The 16,712-nt window shown below is 49.6% G+C and carries 15 protein-coding genes; all 15 read right to left on the bottom strand.

The genetic code is table 11. From position 1 onward, the window contains the following. Positions 1–29 precede the first annotated feature (29 nt). The 15 genes from ACESOH_RS02775 to ACESOH_RS02705 all read right to left on the bottom strand — a co-directional run bounded on the left by ACESOH_RS02775 (position 30) and on the right by ACESOH_RS02705 (position 16,698). Positions 30–1,007, bottom strand: coding sequence for a TRAP transporter substrate-binding protein (locus ACESOH_RS02775; protein ID WP_373099536.1), 978 nt, complete (start codon positions 1,005–1,007; stop codon positions 30–32). A gap of 39 nt (positions 1,008–1,046) precedes the next feature. After that, the gene (gene rpiB, locus ACESOH_RS02770) at positions 1,047–1,502 is read right to left on the bottom strand and encodes a ribose 5-phosphate isomerase B (protein ID WP_373099535.1); all 456 of its coding nucleotides are present in this window, start codon (positions 1,500–1,502) and stop codon (positions 1,047–1,049) included. A gap of 30 nt (positions 1,503–1,532) precedes the next feature. Further along, a complete protein-coding gene (locus ACESOH_RS02765; protein ID WP_032093082.1) occupies positions 1,533–2,486 on the bottom strand; it encodes a sugar-binding transcriptional regulator in 954 nt (317 codons plus the stop codon). A gap of 17 nt (positions 2,487–2,503) precedes the next feature. Further along, positions 2,504–3,340: a sugar phosphate isomerase/epimerase family protein gene (locus tag ACESOH_RS02760; RefSeq protein WP_373099534.1), complete on the bottom strand. Its 837-nt coding sequence runs from the start codon at positions 3,338–3,340 to the stop codon at positions 2,504–2,506. A 3-nt stretch (positions 3,341–3,343) separates the two neighbouring features. After that, positions 3,344–4,270 carry an amidohydrolase family protein gene (locus tag ACESOH_RS02755; RefSeq protein ID WP_373099532.1) on the bottom strand — a complete coding sequence of 309 codons (927 nt, stop codon included), beginning with the start codon at positions 4,268–4,270 and terminating at the stop codon, positions 3,344–3,346. A 10-nt stretch (positions 4,271–4,280) separates the two neighbouring features. After that, the gene (locus ACESOH_RS02750; RefSeq protein WP_373099530.1) at positions 4,281–5,543 is read right to left on the bottom strand and encodes an MFS transporter; all 1,263 of its coding nucleotides are present in this window, start codon (positions 5,541–5,543) and stop codon (positions 4,281–4,283) included. A gap of 47 nt (positions 5,544–5,590) precedes the next feature. Beyond that, the gene (gene dhaL, locus ACESOH_RS02745) at positions 5,591–6,220 is read right to left on the bottom strand and encodes a dihydroxyacetone kinase subunit DhaL (protein ID WP_373099529.1); all 630 of its coding nucleotides are present in this window, start codon (positions 6,218–6,220) and stop codon (positions 5,591–5,593) included. A gap of 2 nt (positions 6,221–6,222) precedes the next feature. Continuing rightward, complete coding sequence (locus ACESOH_RS02740; protein WP_373099528.1) at positions 6,223–7,230, bottom strand: dihydroxyacetone kinase subunit DhaK; 1,008 nt, start codon at positions 7,228–7,230, stop codon at positions 6,223–6,225. A 30-nt stretch (positions 7,231–7,260) separates the two neighbouring features. Then, positions 7,261–8,277 carry a 4-hydroxythreonine-4-phosphate dehydrogenase PdxA gene (locus ACESOH_RS02735; protein WP_373099526.1) on the bottom strand — a complete coding sequence of 339 codons (1,017 nt, stop codon included), beginning with the start codon at positions 8,275–8,277 and terminating at the stop codon, positions 7,261–7,263. 399 nt (positions 8,278–8,676) lie between these two features. After that, positions 8,677–10,044 carry a hypothetical protein gene (locus ACESOH_RS02730; RefSeq protein ID WP_373099524.1) on the bottom strand — a complete coding sequence of 456 codons (1,368 nt, stop codon included), beginning with the start codon at positions 10,042–10,044 and terminating at the stop codon, positions 8,677–8,679. 22 nt (positions 10,045–10,066) lie between these two features. Then, positions 10,067–11,383, bottom strand: coding sequence for a GntP family permease (locus ACESOH_RS02725; RefSeq protein ID WP_373099522.1), 1,317 nt, complete (start codon positions 11,381–11,383; stop codon positions 10,067–10,069). 75 nt (positions 11,384–11,458) lie between these two features. Continuing rightward, on the bottom strand, positions 11,459–13,255 hold the full coding sequence (locus ACESOH_RS02720; protein WP_373099520.1) for an alpha/beta hydrolase: 1,797 nt from the start codon (positions 13,253–13,255) through the stop codon (positions 11,459–11,461). Continuing rightward, complete coding sequence (locus ACESOH_RS02715) at positions 13,255–13,929, bottom strand: cyclase family protein (protein WP_373099518.1); 675 nt, start codon at positions 13,927–13,929, stop codon at positions 13,255–13,257. The genes ACESOH_RS02720 and ACESOH_RS02715 overlap by 1 nt, the downstream gene beginning before the upstream one ends. Before the next feature lie 9 nt (positions 13,930–13,938). Beyond that, a complete protein-coding gene (locus ACESOH_RS02710) occupies positions 13,939–15,294 on the bottom strand; it encodes an alpha/beta hydrolase-fold protein (RefSeq protein ID WP_373099876.1) in 1,356 nt (451 codons plus the stop codon). 51 nt (positions 15,295–15,345) lie between these two features. Continuing rightward, positions 15,346–16,698, bottom strand: coding sequence for a GntT/GntP/DsdX family permease (locus ACESOH_RS02705; protein WP_032093071.1), 1,353 nt, complete (start codon positions 16,696–16,698; stop codon positions 15,346–15,348). Positions 16,699–16,712: the final 14 nt, after the last annotated feature.

Genomic DNA, 16,712 nt, shown 5'->3' with positions numbered 1-16,712 from the left:
CGTTTGTCCCCGTTAGCCTGAACCTGCCGTTATTGGGTTTCCGTCACTTTGGAAATCATCTCCCGGCCGAATTTTTGCGCATAGTCATCCCAGGCTTTCTGCGCACCGCGTTGGAATGTCGCCACATCCGGATGAGTTTCGACCTCCATGCCTTGCTGTTTGAGTTTGTCCAGATAAATTTTGTTTTCCTCTATGTTCAGTTTTTTCTCCAGTTCGGCGCCTTCTTTCGCCGCCTGCAATAAAATCGCCTGATCTTCCTGATCCAGACTGTTAAAGCGGTCTAGATTCATCGACATCGGGGCGGCGGTATAAGCGTGATGAGTCAGCGAAAGGTATTTCTGCACTTCCTGCAAGTTGTTGTTATAAATATGATGCACCGGGTTTTCCTGACCGTCGATCACGCCGGTTTTTAACGAGAAATACACTTCGTTAAACGGCATCGGGGTCGGATTGGCGCCCCATTCCTTAAAGGCGGCGATATGCGCCGGGTTCGGCGTGGTGCGCAGTTTTAAATGGGATAGATCCGCCACCGTGTTAATTTGCTTTTTGCTGTTGGTTATATCGCGGAAACCGATTTCATAAAACGCCAGCCCTTTTAAATTGGATTCTTCCAGCGAATTTAACAGCTGTTCGCCCACATCGCCGTTAAGTACGTTTTCCACATGCTGTTCGTCTCTGAACAGGAAAGGCAAATCCAGTAAATTCAGCTTTTCATTAAATGTGGTGTAATACGGATTGCCGACCACCACAATATCGATGGTGCCCATGCGGGTGCCGTCGATTTGGGTGTCCGAGTTGCCCAGTTCGCTGTTCGGATGCAGTTTAATCGTGATCCGCCCGTTCGAAAGTTCATTTGCCCGTTTGGCCATGAATTCGGTGGCTTTGGTAACCGTATCGCTCGGCGAGCCGTAATGACTTAAGGCGAAGGTATGTTGTCCCGCAGCGAACACGGAACCGGACAATAATGCGCTAAAAAGTGCGGTGGAAATCAGAGTCGTTTTTGGCATATTACACCTCCATTGAATGAGTGATGACAGGCGGGTTGTTTAACGTTGTTTGCTGTATTTCGCATCAATCGCTTTGATTTTTGCGACTTTCGGTGCCGATCCGCCGCCGGCGAAATCCGATTCCAGCCAGACTTTGAGCAACGATTTGGCCAGCTCGACGCCGATCACGCGTTCACCGAAACAGATAATCTGCGCATCGTTGCTTTTTCTTGCCCGTTCGGCGGAAAACACATCGTGACAAACGGCCGCTCGGATCCCCGGGATTTTATTGGCGGTAATCGCCATGCCGATACCGGTTCCGCAGGTTAAAATGCCCCGTTCGTATTTGCCGTCTGCCACCGCCAGCGCCACCTGTTCGGCGACGTCCGGATAAAGCACCACCGTACCGGCATCGGCGCCGAAATCCTGATATTCAATGCCGAGCGAATCCAGATACTTCATTAATTCGACTTTTAAATTGTAAGCGGCTTCATCGCAACCAATCGCAATTTTCATCGTGATTTCTCCTTATCGGTTGATCGTCATTTAAATTTTGGTGAAATTAAGAATACTGTTAATATTTGTCGCCGTGGTGGCAATCACGTTAATAATCCCCGTTCTGAGTGCACCCAGAATGGCCATCGCTTTGGTATTTTCGGAGGCGATGCCGATAACGCAGGGAATATCCCGCAAATCTTCCAGACTCAGACCGATGACGCGGTTACTCATCACGGTATCGGCCAATTCACCCTGCAAATTAAAAAAGCCGTAGCCCGCAATTTCGCCGATGACCCCTTCGTTGATGCGGGCGTCGGTGATTTCTTTCGGCGTGAACCAGCCCAGTTGCACCATATAGCTGTTTTCGTTCATATCGCCGATACCGACTAAAGCGATATCGGCCTTGCGGGCGCGATCCAGCGTGTCTTTAATCACGCCGTTTTTCATAAAAATACTTCTGAATTCTTTATTTTCCAGATAGGCCGGCGCATATAAGGTTTCATAGCTCCCGTTAAAGCGCTTGGCCAGATTACGGCAAATATGATCCGCATCCACCGGCGGGCCGATGCGTTGAGTGCCGCCGATACTGCAAATAAATTTACAGTTTCGTTCGGGCGAAATGCCGATATATTCTCCGATCGCGGCGACATTGCGTCCCTGACCGACGGCGACGGTCATGCCGTCTTTTAACACATTCACCAGATAGCCGTTCACCAGCGCGGCCACCTGCTTGCGCTGTTCTTTTTCACTGTATTCGTCAACGGCAATTAAGGCGCGCTGAATACCGAATTGTTCGATTAATTTTTTCTCTAATTGAGACGTGAATATCGGGTGATATTTAACATTGATTTCGACAATGCCCTCCTGGCGGGCTTTTTTTAATAAACGCCCGACCTTAACCCGTGAAATATTAAAGCGTTGCGCAATTTCTTCCTGCGTCAGCTCATGTTCATAATAGGCAATTGCAATCTCGGTTAATAAATCACCATCTTCAGATTTCATGTGTCTTCCTGTTGTTGTTAAAGTGAATCAATATAATTTTTTGATCTCATCAAGGTATTTTCTATGACGGAAAGCGCCGCGGGGCTGGCTTTTCTGCGCGGCGTGGCGTCTAAATCGCGGTAAATTCTCAACGGAATTTCAAAACTGCAAGGCAGATCTTTTTGTTTTACCGCCGGTATGATTTGGGCGTAATCAATCAGCCCGTTGCCTTCAATCGGAATAAACTCGAATTTATTATCGACGACGGCGACGTCTTTAATATGAAAATGCCGCGAATAGTTAAGCGACCGTATCGCTTGCTCCGTAACAGGCAGGTTTCTGTCGTACGTCACCATATTGCCCGGATCAAAATTAATTGAATAATGCGGCGAAGCCAGTGCGGTGAGTAATTCGATTCCGTCGTTTAAGGTGACGAAGGCATCAAAATTCGCATCTCCGGCGTTTTCCAGACATAAAATACAGCCGGTTTGTTGCAATATCGGTTTTAACGATGTCAGATTCGCCACTAATTGTTTATATTTTTGGCGTGTCGTGGTGCAGACGTTGAGGTATTTCGCCCCGATGGATTCGGCAAAATAAATGCGCGGAGCGAAGATGTCTGCAAAATTTTCCGCCGCCAAATCCATGGTACAGCCCAAAGCAAGGGTGGAGAGCTGATATTTTTGTTTTAACCGGTTGATTTTCTCAGCATTTTCCTCACCGAATAAATCCTGCTTCAGATTACCGACATAGCCTTGGTTGTAGGCTAATTCGAAGTAATTAAAACCGCACTTTTTAATTGAAGCCAAGGCGGTTTCGATATCGTAACCGTCGTAAATCGAAGTATTTACCGCAAGTTTCAGTGTATTCGTCATCGATTATGCCTCTACATGGATGTTGTAATATTTTTGCGCATTGGCGAAAAACAGTTGGTATTGTTCATCATAACTATATGTTTTTACACTGTCTTTAAAACCGTCGAAAATGGTGTCTAAGCTACCGCATAAACTGTCAACCGGAAAATTACTGGCGAACATGGCGCGATCGGTGCCGAACATGCGGATAGTTTCCTGAATAATCCAGCGGTTGTCTTCAATATTCCAGCGTTTATCCGCTAATCCGAGGCCGGAAATTTTTACCACGATATTCGCAATATCGGCAAGCTGCGACATGGCTTTATGCCATTCGCGCAACCCCTCCGCCGAGCGATCCGCCGGTAATCCGGTATGATTTAAGATAATCAGCGTTGCCGGAAAATCCAGCGCCAGCTGTTTGGCTTCGTGTAGATTCCACCACGGCGTTTGTAAATCAAAATGCAGCCGATATTTCTGTAATAATTGATAACCTTGTCGCCATCTGTCATCGCTCATCAGCGTTCTGAATCCCATTTCCGCTTCTCTTAGCGTCGCCGGCCCCGCCGGTTTGTGCCGAACGCTTCTGACCAACGGATAGCGCGCTTGCCGTTGTAACACCTCGTCGATATCGTCATGGTGCAGCCATGCTTGTGCTACAACTGCGTTCGGCATGCCGAATTTGTCTGCAACGGTATGAATATAAGCCGTTTCGCCGATAGGATCATCGGGATCCCATTCCGCATCAATATAAACGGTGGCCACCACATTATGCTTCGGCGTGGCGTCGGCTAAATAATCCGGCGGCAGATATTCTTTTTTAATGGCGCTGTAATCGCCGTATCTGAAGGGAATCAGCACATCTTTCGCCAGCCAGGGATGCGGATTAATCTGCGGTTGCCAGAAATGCTGGTGCGCGTCGATCATCGGGCCGTGGTATAACTCGGTATTCATACGGTGTCTCCTATTTATTTTCTTGGCTTAGCTTAATGCTTAAAGTGCCTAAGATATAGACCAGTGAGCAGCCGGCAAAAAACAGCAGGACATGATCATAATTGTGCGAGCGGCCTAAAATCATACCGACTAAAATCGGTACCGCAATGCCGCCGACACTGCCCGCCATATTCATGATGCCGCCGACGATGCCGACTTTGTTTTTCGGTGCCAGCAGCGCCGGAAAACTCCAGTACAGGCTGCCCCACATTAAGAAAAAGGCGGCGACGGATAAAATGACTATCGCCACGACAGGATCCTGCATGGTCGGTAACAGATAAAATGCGACAAGGGTGCTGAGGCCGGATAAGGTTAAAACGGATTTTAAAACCACTTTTTGTGCCAGGCCCTGTTTCACCAGCATATCGGCAATAAACCCGCCACACAATGAGCCACAGGCGCCGCACAGAAAAATAATGAAGGTGGCATTGCCGATGCCTTTAATGTCGAATCCTCTTGCCTGAGCCAGATAGCTCGGCCCCCAAGTGAGTAAACCGAAAAACATCATCGCCCAGGCGGCGCGCCCGCACAAAATGGCGGCAAGTGACGGAAAATCCACCCCGATGCCCGACGAAACCGGCTCAGAATCCACCGCACTTTGGGCGGTCTGATGGGTAATTAAGCGCAATTCCTGCTGATTCACCCCATGGTGCTGCTGCGGCGTATCGCGTAAAAACGCCCAGGCAACCCAGCCTAACAGCACCGTGACGATACCGGCGATAGCGAACACAATGCGCCAGGAACCGATACCGGCGAGCATATAAGCGATAATAATACCGCCCAGCGCAGCACCAAGCGGGCCGCCGCAATCCATAATCACCGCGCCGCGTCCGCGTTCCTGAGGGGACAGCCAGGTAGCATTGAGTTTTCCGCCGGAAGGAAACAGCGGCGCTTCGGCGGCGCCGAGCATAAAACGCGCCGCCAGCAGAGAAAGTCCGCCGGTTGAAAATGCCGCTAAGGTTTGAAAAATCCCCCATAATACCGTGGAACCGGTGATAATTTTGCGCGGACCGTATTTATCGATTAACCAGCCGCCGGGAATTTGCAGCAGGGCATAGGCCCAGAAAAAACTGCTTAATATCAAGCCCTGAGTCTGCGGCGAAAGATCAAATTCCTGCGCGATGGTCGGCATCGCAATGGACAGGGAAATGCGGTCGATTAAGTTGATAACCACCAGCAGGAAAATAATGCCGAAAACAAACCAACGAACATGGGATGCATTTTCTTTCATCATGGTTCCTCCGCTTGACTGACGTCTCTTGATGCCCGACTAAAAACCGGTTAATGCTGATTCACATAATCGGACATATATTGCAGAATCAACGACATGGACACCGCACCGGGATCCACATAGCCTAAAGAGCGTTCGCCCAGACTTTTCGCCCGGCCGAAAACGGCAATCTGGTTGCGGGTGTTTTCCGCACCCTGTGCCGCGGCTTTTGCCACCGCACTCAGCGCGTCTTTTAAACTGTTCTCCCGCACTGTCTGGGATTGCGCGTCCGCGGCGGCCAAGGCATCGATCATGGTTTTATCTCCCGGTTTTGCCCCGCCGCGCTCAAATACCGCTTTGGCGCCGGCGCTGAGAAACTGCGACAGAGTCTCGGCGTTAAATTCCGCTTTACCGGCCAATGCTTTGCCGCCCGCCCGGAATAAGGTGCCGAAAATCGCACCGGAGGCACCGCCCATACTGGACATCATTTTGGTGCCGGCGGTTAATAATAACTCACCGATATCTTTCGGTTGGAACGTCTCGCTGCGTAGTAAATCGCGGACTGCGGCAAACCCGCGCTGCATGCCCAAACCGTGATCGCCGTCACCGATTTTCAGATCAAGTTCGGTTAAGTGCGGTTCACTTTCCACCATTTTTTCCGCCGTATATAAAAGTAAGGCTTTGGTTTCTGTCACGTTCATGGTTATTTTCTCCATTTGAAACTGTCGCAAGGCATATCGTAAAGTTTTTGCAGTTCGTCATCTAAACGGAACAGCGTGATCGAATAACCCGCCATTTCCTGTGAGGTGCAATAACCGCCGATCAGCGTGTCATAGATGTCGATACCGCGCCGGGTCAGTTCCTGATAAACCTTTCTGTAGGCAATAAACAGTTCGCTATAGGTTGATGCGCCGAGATTGTTAACGGTCACGCAAACGCGATCACCGGCAGTTAAACCGATATCATGACAAATGGCGTCGATGATTTCGCCGTTGATGTCGTCCGCGGCGGCCATTTTCTGACGGCGCACGCCCGGCTCACCGTGGATTCCCATACCGAGTTCCAGTTCATCGTCGGCCAATTCGAAATTAAATTTACCGGTTTGCGGAATCGAGCAGGCGCCGAGCGCCACGCCCATGGTTCTGGTGTTAAAATTGGCTTTGGCGGCGACTTCATGTAATTTCTCCAGATCATAACCCGCCTGCACCGCCGCACCGGCGATTTTCAGCACATACATATCACCGGCCACCCCGCGGCGATCGGTCATGCGCGACAGCGGCGCGGCGGAAATATCATCGCTGACCCGTACCGTTTTGACCGGAATGCCTTCTTCCTCCAGCAATTCCGCGGCAATATCAAAATTCATGTTATCGCCGGCATAGTTACCGTACACAAATAAGACGCCTTTGCCTTTTTGCGCCGCTTTTGCGGTTTCGATAATAATATCCGGCGACGGTGAGGCGAAAATCTCGCCCAATGCCGCCGCATCCGCCAGCCCTTTTCCCACATAGCCGGCGAACATCGGCTCGTGACCGCTGCCGCCGCCGGTGACGACAACGACCTGATCATCGGCAATATCATGCCGGATTACCCCGCTGACGCCGTCAACTTTAACCAGCTTTCCCCCGCAGGCGTAAATCAAACCTTCCAACTGTTCTGCCGGAACATCATGCGGATTATTCAATAATTTTTTCGGTTTTCTACTGCTCATGATGTATCTCCCCTGTGTGATATCTGAATGTTATTGAGATTCAAGAACGCCTTGTCCCATCCGAACCGCGATATTAAACGCCGTCTCAAGTGCGGTCGGAATGGCGACATTTTTTCCGTACAGATCATAAGCCGTGCCGTGGTTGGCCGTCGCAATCGGAATCGGAATGCCACCCTGAACCGTCACGCCGCGTTCGAAGCCCAGCAATTTCAAGGCGGTCGAAAATTGATCATGATACATGGACACCACACCGTCGAGAGCCAAACGCTGCACTTCCCGCATGGTTGTATCGCTCGGGAACGGCCCGTAAAGATCAATGCCGTATTCCGCTTTGGCCTTTTCAATGGCCGGTTTAATGATGGTGATTTCCTCATCACCGAACACGCCGCCCTCGCCGCCATGGGGATTTAACGCCTGCACCGCAATTTTAGGTTGTTTAACGCCGGCCCGGGTTAACGAACGATAGAGCAGTAAGATGCAGTCGATAACCGCTTGCACCGATAAATTCGGCACAATGTCTTTAAACGGAATATGTGACGTGACCCGGGCGGCCCAGATGCGATCGACCACGTTCAGCTCACAGACAAAATCACGATAATTCGTTTGATCCGCAAACCAATGCAGCTCATCGCGATATTGCAAGCCCCCCTTATGCATCGCCTGTTTATTTAACGGCGCAAAACAAATGGACTGCACATGACCGGTCTGTGCCAAATCCACCGCTTTTTTCAGGGTTTCCAGCATATAAACCCCACTTTGCGCCGTTGCCGTAGCGTATTCGAACGGTTCGGGGCGGGAACATTGGTGATGAATCAGAACGGGAATATTGGGTCTAAAATGATAGTACGGTAAATCCTGCGTTGAAATTTCATCAAACTCAAAATCCGCCTGCGCGATTTGCATACCTTTGCGTAATTCCTGTCTGTCTGCGATAAGCACAATGTTGGCTTTAGCGCGCTGTGCATCCTGAGCTAATAATTTAGCAACCAGCTCAGGCCCTATACCGGCGGGATCGCCAAGTAATAAAGCTAAGGTCGGTTTTGTCATAAAGGCTCTCCAGTTTTGTTCAAAAGAACATTGCATTAACTTTTGTAATGCTAATTTATACATAATTCATAAAAAATAATGTGATCTGGATCGCATTCTCGCCATTACGTCATTTCAAATGACAAAAGTGTGATGCTTTTCTCATTTTTCAGGAAAATAGAAAATGATTTTTTGATATTGAAATGAATATTTGAGCGGTTATTTGTTCCTGAGAAATCGGCGTGGCGGGCGCTAAAAGACCACCGTTATCGCGACGGCTTTATGCCGTTGAATCATCAGGTTTTTCTTCACTAAAATCAGCAAAACGCGCAACGCAAACCATGAAAAGAGCGGTATCCCATGCGCCGATGGAGCCCGCTCTTATTTTGACGGATAAAGAATTCCGACAAGCGGCCTGAGTTAAGCCAGCTGTTTATACATTCGGTATAATTCGGAATCGTTTAAATCCACATCGGACAGGGTAAATAGCTCGCCTTTGGCCACATTCCGCCGCAAGGTTTTGTTCGACATCAAATAGAACGGCGCGAGATTGCGGTTTTCCGCCGAATGAGGCAATAGTAACGGTCTGACGTGATGAATCACATGATGGTGGCCGCCCATACTGAGGGTTTCGCCTTGGCTGAAATCCCGTTCGGCCTGACCGGCCATAATCAGTACCGGTTTTTGTTCAGGGTTGCCGCTGGCTCGGTTATGCAGCACGGCGGAGAAGATAGAAATCGGTGATTCCACACCCATTAAATGATACGGCAGAATAATCGCGGCATATTGAGTATGCCGGCTGACGATATGCCCTTTTTCTTTGAGAATCTGCCAGACGGCCTGATTATGGCATTTCACGATCACGAATTCGCCGCCGGCAAAACTGAGTTCATCCTCCCGGCGCAGGCAATTGAATACCTCGACCACATTTTGATGCCGTAAAATCCCGCCGTCTTGCTGCGGAATAAAAATATCGGCCAATTCGTTTATGCGGCAGATCGGATAATGCATCTCCGGTTTATCGACGCTCAGGTTCAGTGAGTTGGCAACAACGTTCATTTCGCAGTAATCCGGCGTGGCATATTGCGGCAGCGCGTGCAGCATTTTGCTGCGCTGGGCGAGTATCGTTTCCACATTGCCCTCCAGCTGCCATAAATGCCGAAAATCCGGAACGGAAACCTCTTTATCCAGATAACGGATTTTATTTTCTTGCGCAGACCAAATGTAATCGTATTCGCTGGATTTCCCTGCGGCGATAATTTCTAAGCCGAGGGAATGAATCCAAGTGTACAAATGAATCAGGTTGCTGGGTTGATCGCCGTCCACCGTCGTATAAGTGACGCCGTGAGTTTGCGCCAGTTTGGCCAGATAAGGCCCGACGACCGCTTCGGTTTCCTTGGAAACCATGCCTACATGTTGTTTATGAATTAACGCACGTTCCGCAATCACTGCGCCGAGTTCAGGGTTGCCGGTCGATTCAATCAGCATATCCACCGGGCATAAGGGCAATAATTCCGGCTCGTTGATAATCGCCGTACCGCGTCGGGCGACGGTTTCCGCGATTTCTTCAAGGGTCGAACACTGTCTGATGGCATCGGAATGCCAGCCAAGTGCGGTTAAAATTTGCTGTGTTTTTTCGGTATCGATATCGCAGACTACGGCGACGTGAATTTTATTGATTAGTTTGCATTGCGCCAGTAACGAATAACCGAAGCCGCCGTTAGCGCCTAAGATGGAAATGCGGATATCCGGACAGGCGGAGAAATTAAATAATTGATTATAAAACATATGGCTACCTCATTATGTGAATTTAAATAAGATTAAACAGATCTAATAACAGTACCACAACGCCGGATGTCAGCCCGCTGATGGCAGTGGCCACCCCGACGGATTTCAACCCTTGCGCCAGATCCATATTCGACAGACTCACGGTGACCCAAAATCCGCTGGAGTTGGAATGTTTAAATATCTGAGCGCCGGTCGCACAGGCCAGATACGCGGCCAGCGGCGAGAGATTTAACGTTCCCAGCATAGGCTCGACAATGGCGGCGCCGGTTAATACGCCGAGAGTATTCGAACCGGTGATGGTGTTGACTAACGCCGCGATAATAAACGGAATCAACACCGGCGGAATATTAACGTTGGCGATACTGTTGGCGATACTTTCCGCCACTTTGGTGTCTTTAATGATTAACGCCAGACTGCCGCCAAGCCCGGTGACAATGATTGGCATCGCCGCCAGTCTCAACCCGGTTTCAAACCAATCGTTCAGCACTTCTTTACTTTTCCAGCGCTCGCCGGTTAAAGAAAGCGAATAGGCAATGGCAATAAGCATCGCGACGATCGGATTGCCTAAAATCAGAATGAACTCTTTTAATCCGCCGTGCATATCCACATTGGCCAGGATCGAACTCATCATAATCAGCAGAATCGGCAAGATAATCGGCGCCAGGGATTGAAATAATGAAATTTTGGTGTTTTCGTTTCCTTTGGAGAGAAATTCCTCTTTAGGGGCGATGGGAATGTCGATGTATTTACAATATAAGGTGCCGGCAAAAATACCCGGAATAGAAATTAAAATCCCCCATAAAATAGCTTGCGAGAGATCCAGATTCAAAAAGGCGGCAGCGGCGAGCGGCCCCGGTGTCGGCGGTACGGCGGAGGCCGTTACATAAGCGCCTAGATACAAAACCGTACCGTATTGCGCCATTGAGGCACCGGTCTGTACGGCGAGATTGGAAATAATCGGAATTAACACAATCACGATCGTATCGGCAAGAATCGGAATGCCTAAAATGGCCGAAGCCACGGCAATCGCCCAGATAGCCTGCTTTTTACCGAAAAGTTTGTACATGACATTGGTGATTTTTATTGCCGCACCGGTACTTTCCAGTAATTTTCCTAACACACAGCCTAGGAAAAACAGCAGACCGACTTTCCCGATCGTATCGCCGAAGCCTTTATTCAGCAACGACATGGTTTTTTCACCGCTTAACCCCACAGCAAAGCCTAACGCAATCACGACTAACAGCAATGTCGTCGCAGGATGGACGTTCCATTTCGATATCATTAAAATCATCAGCGCGATAGCAATGATAAAAACGCATAGAATATAGATTTCACTCATCATCATTCTCCTTCGCTAAATAGTGCTTGGTTGATGTTGTGTTATTGAGGCATTTCATGCCGGTATCGGCGGCGGTTATGCGAGAAATCGTCCGATGACCTGACCGCCGACCAAAATCCAGGCCATCAGCATGGAGGTAAAAAACACTCCGAGCCAGATATAACCGGTTTTCAAATAACACCAGTGATTAAGCGCAATGAAGACGATGAATTGCGGAATAATAACCGCCAGCATCATCATCCAGCGCCCGCCAAATTGGGGTAAACCGAGCAGATCGAAACCGGGGCCGATTTGCATAAAATCCGGTATGAAATGAAATCCCCATAATATAAATAAGCCGCCTGTCGCGAAAATGACCGTTTTGCCCGTCCAGTTCAGCCAGGTGGCCGATAACGTTTTACGGAGCGGCAGTTTCATTTGCACACCGATAATTAACCCGTTGAAAATGAAAAAGAAGAAAAATATAGGTAGCCAGTAAACCGGAAACAGCGCTATGCGCTCTACGGTTAATGGTTTGAGTAACGGCCAGAGAAAACGCAGTTCCACTCCAAAAATGTGATAAACGGACAGCGCGATAATATACAGCCAGCCGATTAATATAACGCTTAATATCAGACTGCGAGCGATCACCTGTCGGGTCGCCGCATGCTGAGCGGTGAGGCCGAATTCGGCTAACGGAATCGGATTTTTGCGTCTCCAGAGTAAGAAAAACAGCAGATTAATCACCGCACTGACGGTCAACCAGAGAATGATCCCGTTGCCCATTTCAAGCGGCATAAACGGCAAAAGAGCGGCGATAGGTTCATTGGCGCCACCCCATTGGGTCAATAAAGGATAAAGCACGATGGTCGCTAAAATATTCACTAGTGCAAATAAGCGCCATTTAGCCGGAGAAAGTGCGGTGGATTCGGTCGGCGTTTTTGTGGCGGAGGCAAAATAGCGGGTTCGTAATAAGGCATCGGCGAGGAACAGGGCGGAGATGAGTGCGCAGGACAGCGCAAATAAACCGGCAAATTCTTTATACCAGTAGATCTGATCATCGGGATCACGCCAATCATCATCCTGCTCGCCGTTTTGTAATGTTTGATTAAACCATAAAACCGCTTCTTTATTGGTTTGCTCCGCAATCATGACGCCCAAATGCGTTCCGTTCACCAAAGCCGCGCGGCGTGCGGTTCCTTGCGATATATCGCCGTAAGTGTGATTCCATAATAACGTGTCGTTTTCCGGTAAGGAAAATGCCGTTAAGCGTGCCGGATGATTGACCAGATTTTTCACCGGGAAGGATTTTTCCCGGTAGCCGCCGATTTCTTCAAATAAACCTTGCGTTAACAGATAATTATGCAGGCTCGGATCACCGCCGTTACTGCTTTGTCCGTTGACGGCTTTATGATCGGGATTGAGTTTGGCGACCCGTATCGCGTTCAGTGCGCCGGTGGAGTGACCGAAAATACCGAGCCGTTCTTTATCGACAAAAGGCAGGCTTTTCAAATAGCGATAACCGTTATTGGCGCCGCTCATATTTTTATTGGCCGCCGGCAGCTTAGTGGAATAACCATGGCCGAAATGATCAATCGCCAACACGACAAAACCGCGTCTGGCCAGCTCTAATGCGCCAAAGGTATTGGTGGCCTCCTTATCGCTTTGATAACCATGCAATGCCAGTAATGCGGGTTTGGGATTGTCGGCGGTGGCGCTGACGGGACGATAGAGTTTGGCGCTCATGGGCTGTTGTTCTTCGGTCATAAAACTAATAATGCGAACGTCAATGCGTCCGAAATCCCGTTCCACTTGTGCCGCCAGATAGGCGCCGATTAGACTTAACAGCAGAAAAATAACCGCAGACAACCCACTGATGTGATGTGTTTTCATTATTCCACCTCTGCAATAATGGTGACCTGTGCGCTATCGATACCGATTACCCGTAAGGGAAGGGCGAAAATACGTTTAAGTTTGCGGCTCACCAAAGCGGCGAGCTGCATATCTTCAATAATGCAAATAAAATTCGGGCTGAACATACCTAACATTATCTGATGCGCTTTGACGCCGTGTTCAGGATTGGCAGGCGAAGCAAGGGAAATAAAGTCAAACCCAATCGCCTTCAGATTTGCGGCATGATCAATCAGATATTGCGCGCTCTGTATGCTGACCGCACAGCCGTTGGCGGCATATTGCGACGGATTTTCAGCCCGCACTTTTTCCAGACCGGTACGGATAAGCAGGCAATCGGCTTGCTGAATCCGGGCTAAGTGCGGTGCTAAATCAGTCGGTTCTATCATTTCGCCCTGCTGTTTAGGTATGTCCAGCAACAGCGGTTGTTCATAGATAAACTGACTGAGCGGCAGTTGCGTGATACTTAAGCCTTGCGGATTAAAGTGGCGCGGGGCGTCGAAATGCGTGCCGAAATGGTTGAATAAATGGATTTTACTGCTGTTATAGCTATCGCCGCGTTCGATATCGCTACAGGTTTCCAGACTAAGCGTCGGTTCGCCCGGAAAACCGGGGGCGTTGACATCAAGAAGATAGGATAAATATTGATAGTTCATATTAACTCCTTAATCGGTATGACGTTTTTGTTGCAATAACCAGCCAATCACTTCAGGACTGTTAAATACCGCATCCCAGGTGTTATGCGGGTTAGGATTGAGAATACCGTTATCGCCGGCGTTTTCGCTGCTGAATTCCGTATAGCGCACTAAGGGCGCCTTAAGCCGGTGGTGTAGAATGTCGTAATTGATCCGTGAGCCCTGTACCGGGGCGATTTGATCTTCTTTGCTGTGGAACAGCCAAATCGGTAATTGTTTGAGTGGCGCAAGCATGTCCGCTGTCGCATTGCCGTCCATCCATTCCAGCGTGCCGGCCTCCCGTCCGCTCATCAGCAGTGCGGCGGCGAAAAAGTGCGGTCGTTTTAATAATAAATTTAATGCGCCTTCCGCACCGCGCGATAGCCCTACAAGATAAATCCGCGCCGGATCAATGGCGGGATTGTCACTCAGGGTTTTATCGATCAGTTTCAGCAGCAATTGCTGACGGTTTTCCGTTTGCCAGTGAATACCGCCCCGTTGTCCTTTGCGAATGTCGTCGAAAGGATCAAAGACGCCGTCGTATTGCGGCGCGAGGACAAAACCGTCTTCATATTGCAGCGTAGCGACCGCCCCTTTGCTGGACAGCAGCTGCGCCAGATTATCTTTGCCCATTTGTCCTGAACCGTGCAGAAAAACGGTCAACGGATATTTTTTTCCGGCGACCGGCTGCGGGCGGTATAAACGGTAACGCAAGCGGTTGTCGGGATGATGCAGGGTGATTTGTGCGGCGGCGAACTGATCCAGAAACGGGGTTTTTATCTGATTTTGTACCGCACTTTGCTGAATTTCCGTGGCGGCAAGGGTTTTTCCGTTGGTCAGTTTGAGATTGCCCCGCTGCCGGATGTGATACACCAGACGCCCGTTATAATAATCCGGAACGCTATTCGGCTGGGCTTTTTCAAGAGTGATTGTTTCTCCGTTCGCTTTCGCACGGAATGTCAGCGGGCGGGTGTTTTCTTTACGCAGGCGGTAAGGGGCGGCATTGGGGTCGCGGGTATCCAATTCGATGATGACGAATTTTCCGGGTTTTGATTGCGAGCCGAGCTGCGGGCGGTCATTCACATATGCCCGTTGAACGGTACGTTTTTCCGGCGCTTGCTGATCCAGCCGGGTTTCCACCTGATAAAGTAAGGTCAGATCGCTGCCGGAAAGAATATTGTCCTCATATTCTAAGGCGACGGCATTGATTTTTTGTCCTTGCGCGGTAATGTCTGCCAATAAGACGGCGGAAAGTGCGGTCGGTTTTTGGGCGAAATCCGGTTCAAATGCCGTCACCGGCATGGCCGCCGACAGCAAAAGGAGGAAAAGGTAATACTGTCGCATAATGTCGTTCCTGTCATAAAAAAAGCGGATCGTAACCGATCCGCCGCAGTGTCATTAGCCGAAAAATGCCCACAGAATACAGATAAAGAGAAATGCGAATATGCCGTAAATTGTGGTTAAAATGGACCAGGTTCTTAATCCTTCGGAGATAGAAATGCCGAAGAATTTTGTCCAGACCCAGAATAAACTGTCGTTGACATGGGAAAGCGTCATCGCGCCGGCACCGATTGCCGAAGTCAGCAATGCGATTTGGATACCGGTATATTGTTCGGCGGCAATGGCAGGCGCCAGAATGGTCGCCGTGGTGATGATGGCAACGGTGGCCGAACCCTGTGCCGCCCGCAGTAGCGAGGATAACACGAAGGCAAGCACCAGCAGCGGCAGGCCGGTACTGGCCAGCACTTCGGAAAGCGCTTTGCCGACGCCGCTGGCATCCAGCACTTTGCCGAACATACCGCCGGCACCGGTGATTAAAATAATGCCGGCAATCGGCGCAAGGGCGGAGTTGAGAATCTCTTCCAGTTTGTTTTTATCCCAACCACGGCGGATACCCAACACATAAGAAGAGAGAAAGACGGAAAACAGCAGCGCAAACGGCGAGCTGCCGATCATACTGAACACTTCGCGCAGTATATTTTCCGGCGGTAAAGTGGTGGCGGTGACGGTGCCCAGCATGATTAAGATCAGTGGTGTCACGATCATGCCTAATACGGTGCTGAATTTCGGTAAGCCGCCGTCGTGCAGCACCTGTTTTTGATATTGAATTAAATCGCTGGAAGTCGGGATGCTGACGAAATTACGTTTGGTGAAAAACGGAATAAACAGCTGACCGAGTAAATAAGCCGGTAATGCGGCGATAAGCCCGATACCCAGCACCAGACCGATATCCGCCTGTAACGTCTGTGCGCCGGCAACCACGCCCGGATGCGGCGGCAGCATCACATGCACCATCAACATGGACAGTCCGATCGGTAAGGCATAAACCAGCATATTGCCGCCGATACGTCTTGCCACGCTGAAAATAATCGGGATCAGGACGATAAAGCCTACATCGACAAACACCGGAATACCGAAAATAAAGCCGGTCGCTCCTAAGGCGAAAGGCGCGTTTTTCTCGCCGAATTTGTTGAGCAGCCAAGTGGCCAATACATCGGCACCGTTGGATTTTTCGATAATTTTACCGAGCATTGCGCCTAACCCCACGATCAGCGCAACGCCGCCTAAAGTGCTGCCCATGCCGCTGATTAAGGTGGGAATCACTTTGCTCATTGGAATACCGGCGCTTAAGGCAACGGCGATACTGATCAGACCTAAGGCGAGAAACGGATGAACTTTACCTTTGATCATAATCACCAGCAACGCGATAACGCTGGATAAGCCGATTAAAATAAGAATTTCATTTGACATACACCCCTCCGAAC

The organism is Necropsobacter rosorum, from assembly GCF_964241405.1.
Lineage (GTDB): Bacteria > Pseudomonadota > Gammaproteobacteria > Enterobacterales > Pasteurellaceae > Necropsobacter > Necropsobacter rosorum.
This window is presented reverse-complemented; position numbering and strand designations above follow the sequence as displayed.

Coding starts and splice junctions, on each gene's coding strand:
- ACESOH_RS02735 (WP_373099526.1), bottom strand. CDS start 8,277: ATGACAAAACCGACCTTAGCTTTATTACTTGGCGATCCCGCCGGTATA.
- ACESOH_RS02725 (WP_373099522.1), bottom strand. CDS start 11,383: ATGAGTGAAATCTATATTCTATGCGTTTTTATCATTGCTATCGCGCTG.
- ACESOH_RS02705 (WP_032093071.1), bottom strand. CDS start 16,698: ATGTCAAATGAAATTCTTATTTTAATCGGCTTATCCAGCGTTATCGCG.
- ACESOH_RS02765 (WP_032093082.1), bottom strand. CDS start 2,486: ATGAAATCTGAAGATGGTGATTTATTAACCGAGATTGCAATTGCCTAT.
- ACESOH_RS02740 (WP_373099528.1), bottom strand. CDS start 7,230: ATGAGCAGTAGAAAACCGAAAAAATTATTGAATAATCCGCATGATGTT.
- ACESOH_RS02775 (WP_373099536.1), bottom strand. CDS start 1,007: ATGCCAAAAACGACTCTGATTTCCACCGCACTTTTTAGCGCATTATTG.
- ACESOH_RS02760 (WP_373099534.1), bottom strand. CDS start 3,340: ATGACGAATACACTGAAACTTGCGGTAAATACTTCGATTTACGACGGT.
- ACESOH_RS02730 (WP_373099524.1), bottom strand. CDS start 10,044: ATGTTTTATAATCAATTATTTAATTTCTCCGCCTGTCCGGATATCCGC.
- ACESOH_RS02755 (WP_373099532.1), bottom strand. CDS start 4,270: ATGAATACCGAGTTATACCACGGCCCGATGATCGACGCGCACCAGCAT.
- rpiB (WP_373099535.1), bottom strand. CDS start 1,502: ATGAAAATTGCGATTGGTTGCGATGAAGCCGCTTACAATTTAAAAGTC.
- dhaL (WP_373099529.1), bottom strand. CDS start 6,220: ATGAACGTGACAGAAACCAAAGCCTTACTTTTATATACGGCGGAAAAA.
- ACESOH_RS02750 (WP_373099530.1), bottom strand. CDS start 5,543: ATGATGAAAGAAAATGCATCCCATGTTCGTTGGTTTGTTTTCGGCATT.
- ACESOH_RS02715 (WP_373099518.1), bottom strand. CDS start 13,929: ATGAACTATCAATATTTATCCTATCTTCTTGATGTCAACGCCCCCGGT.
- ACESOH_RS02720 (WP_373099520.1), bottom strand. CDS start 13,255: ATGAAAACACATCACATCAGTGGGTTGTCTGCGGTTATTTTTCTGCTG.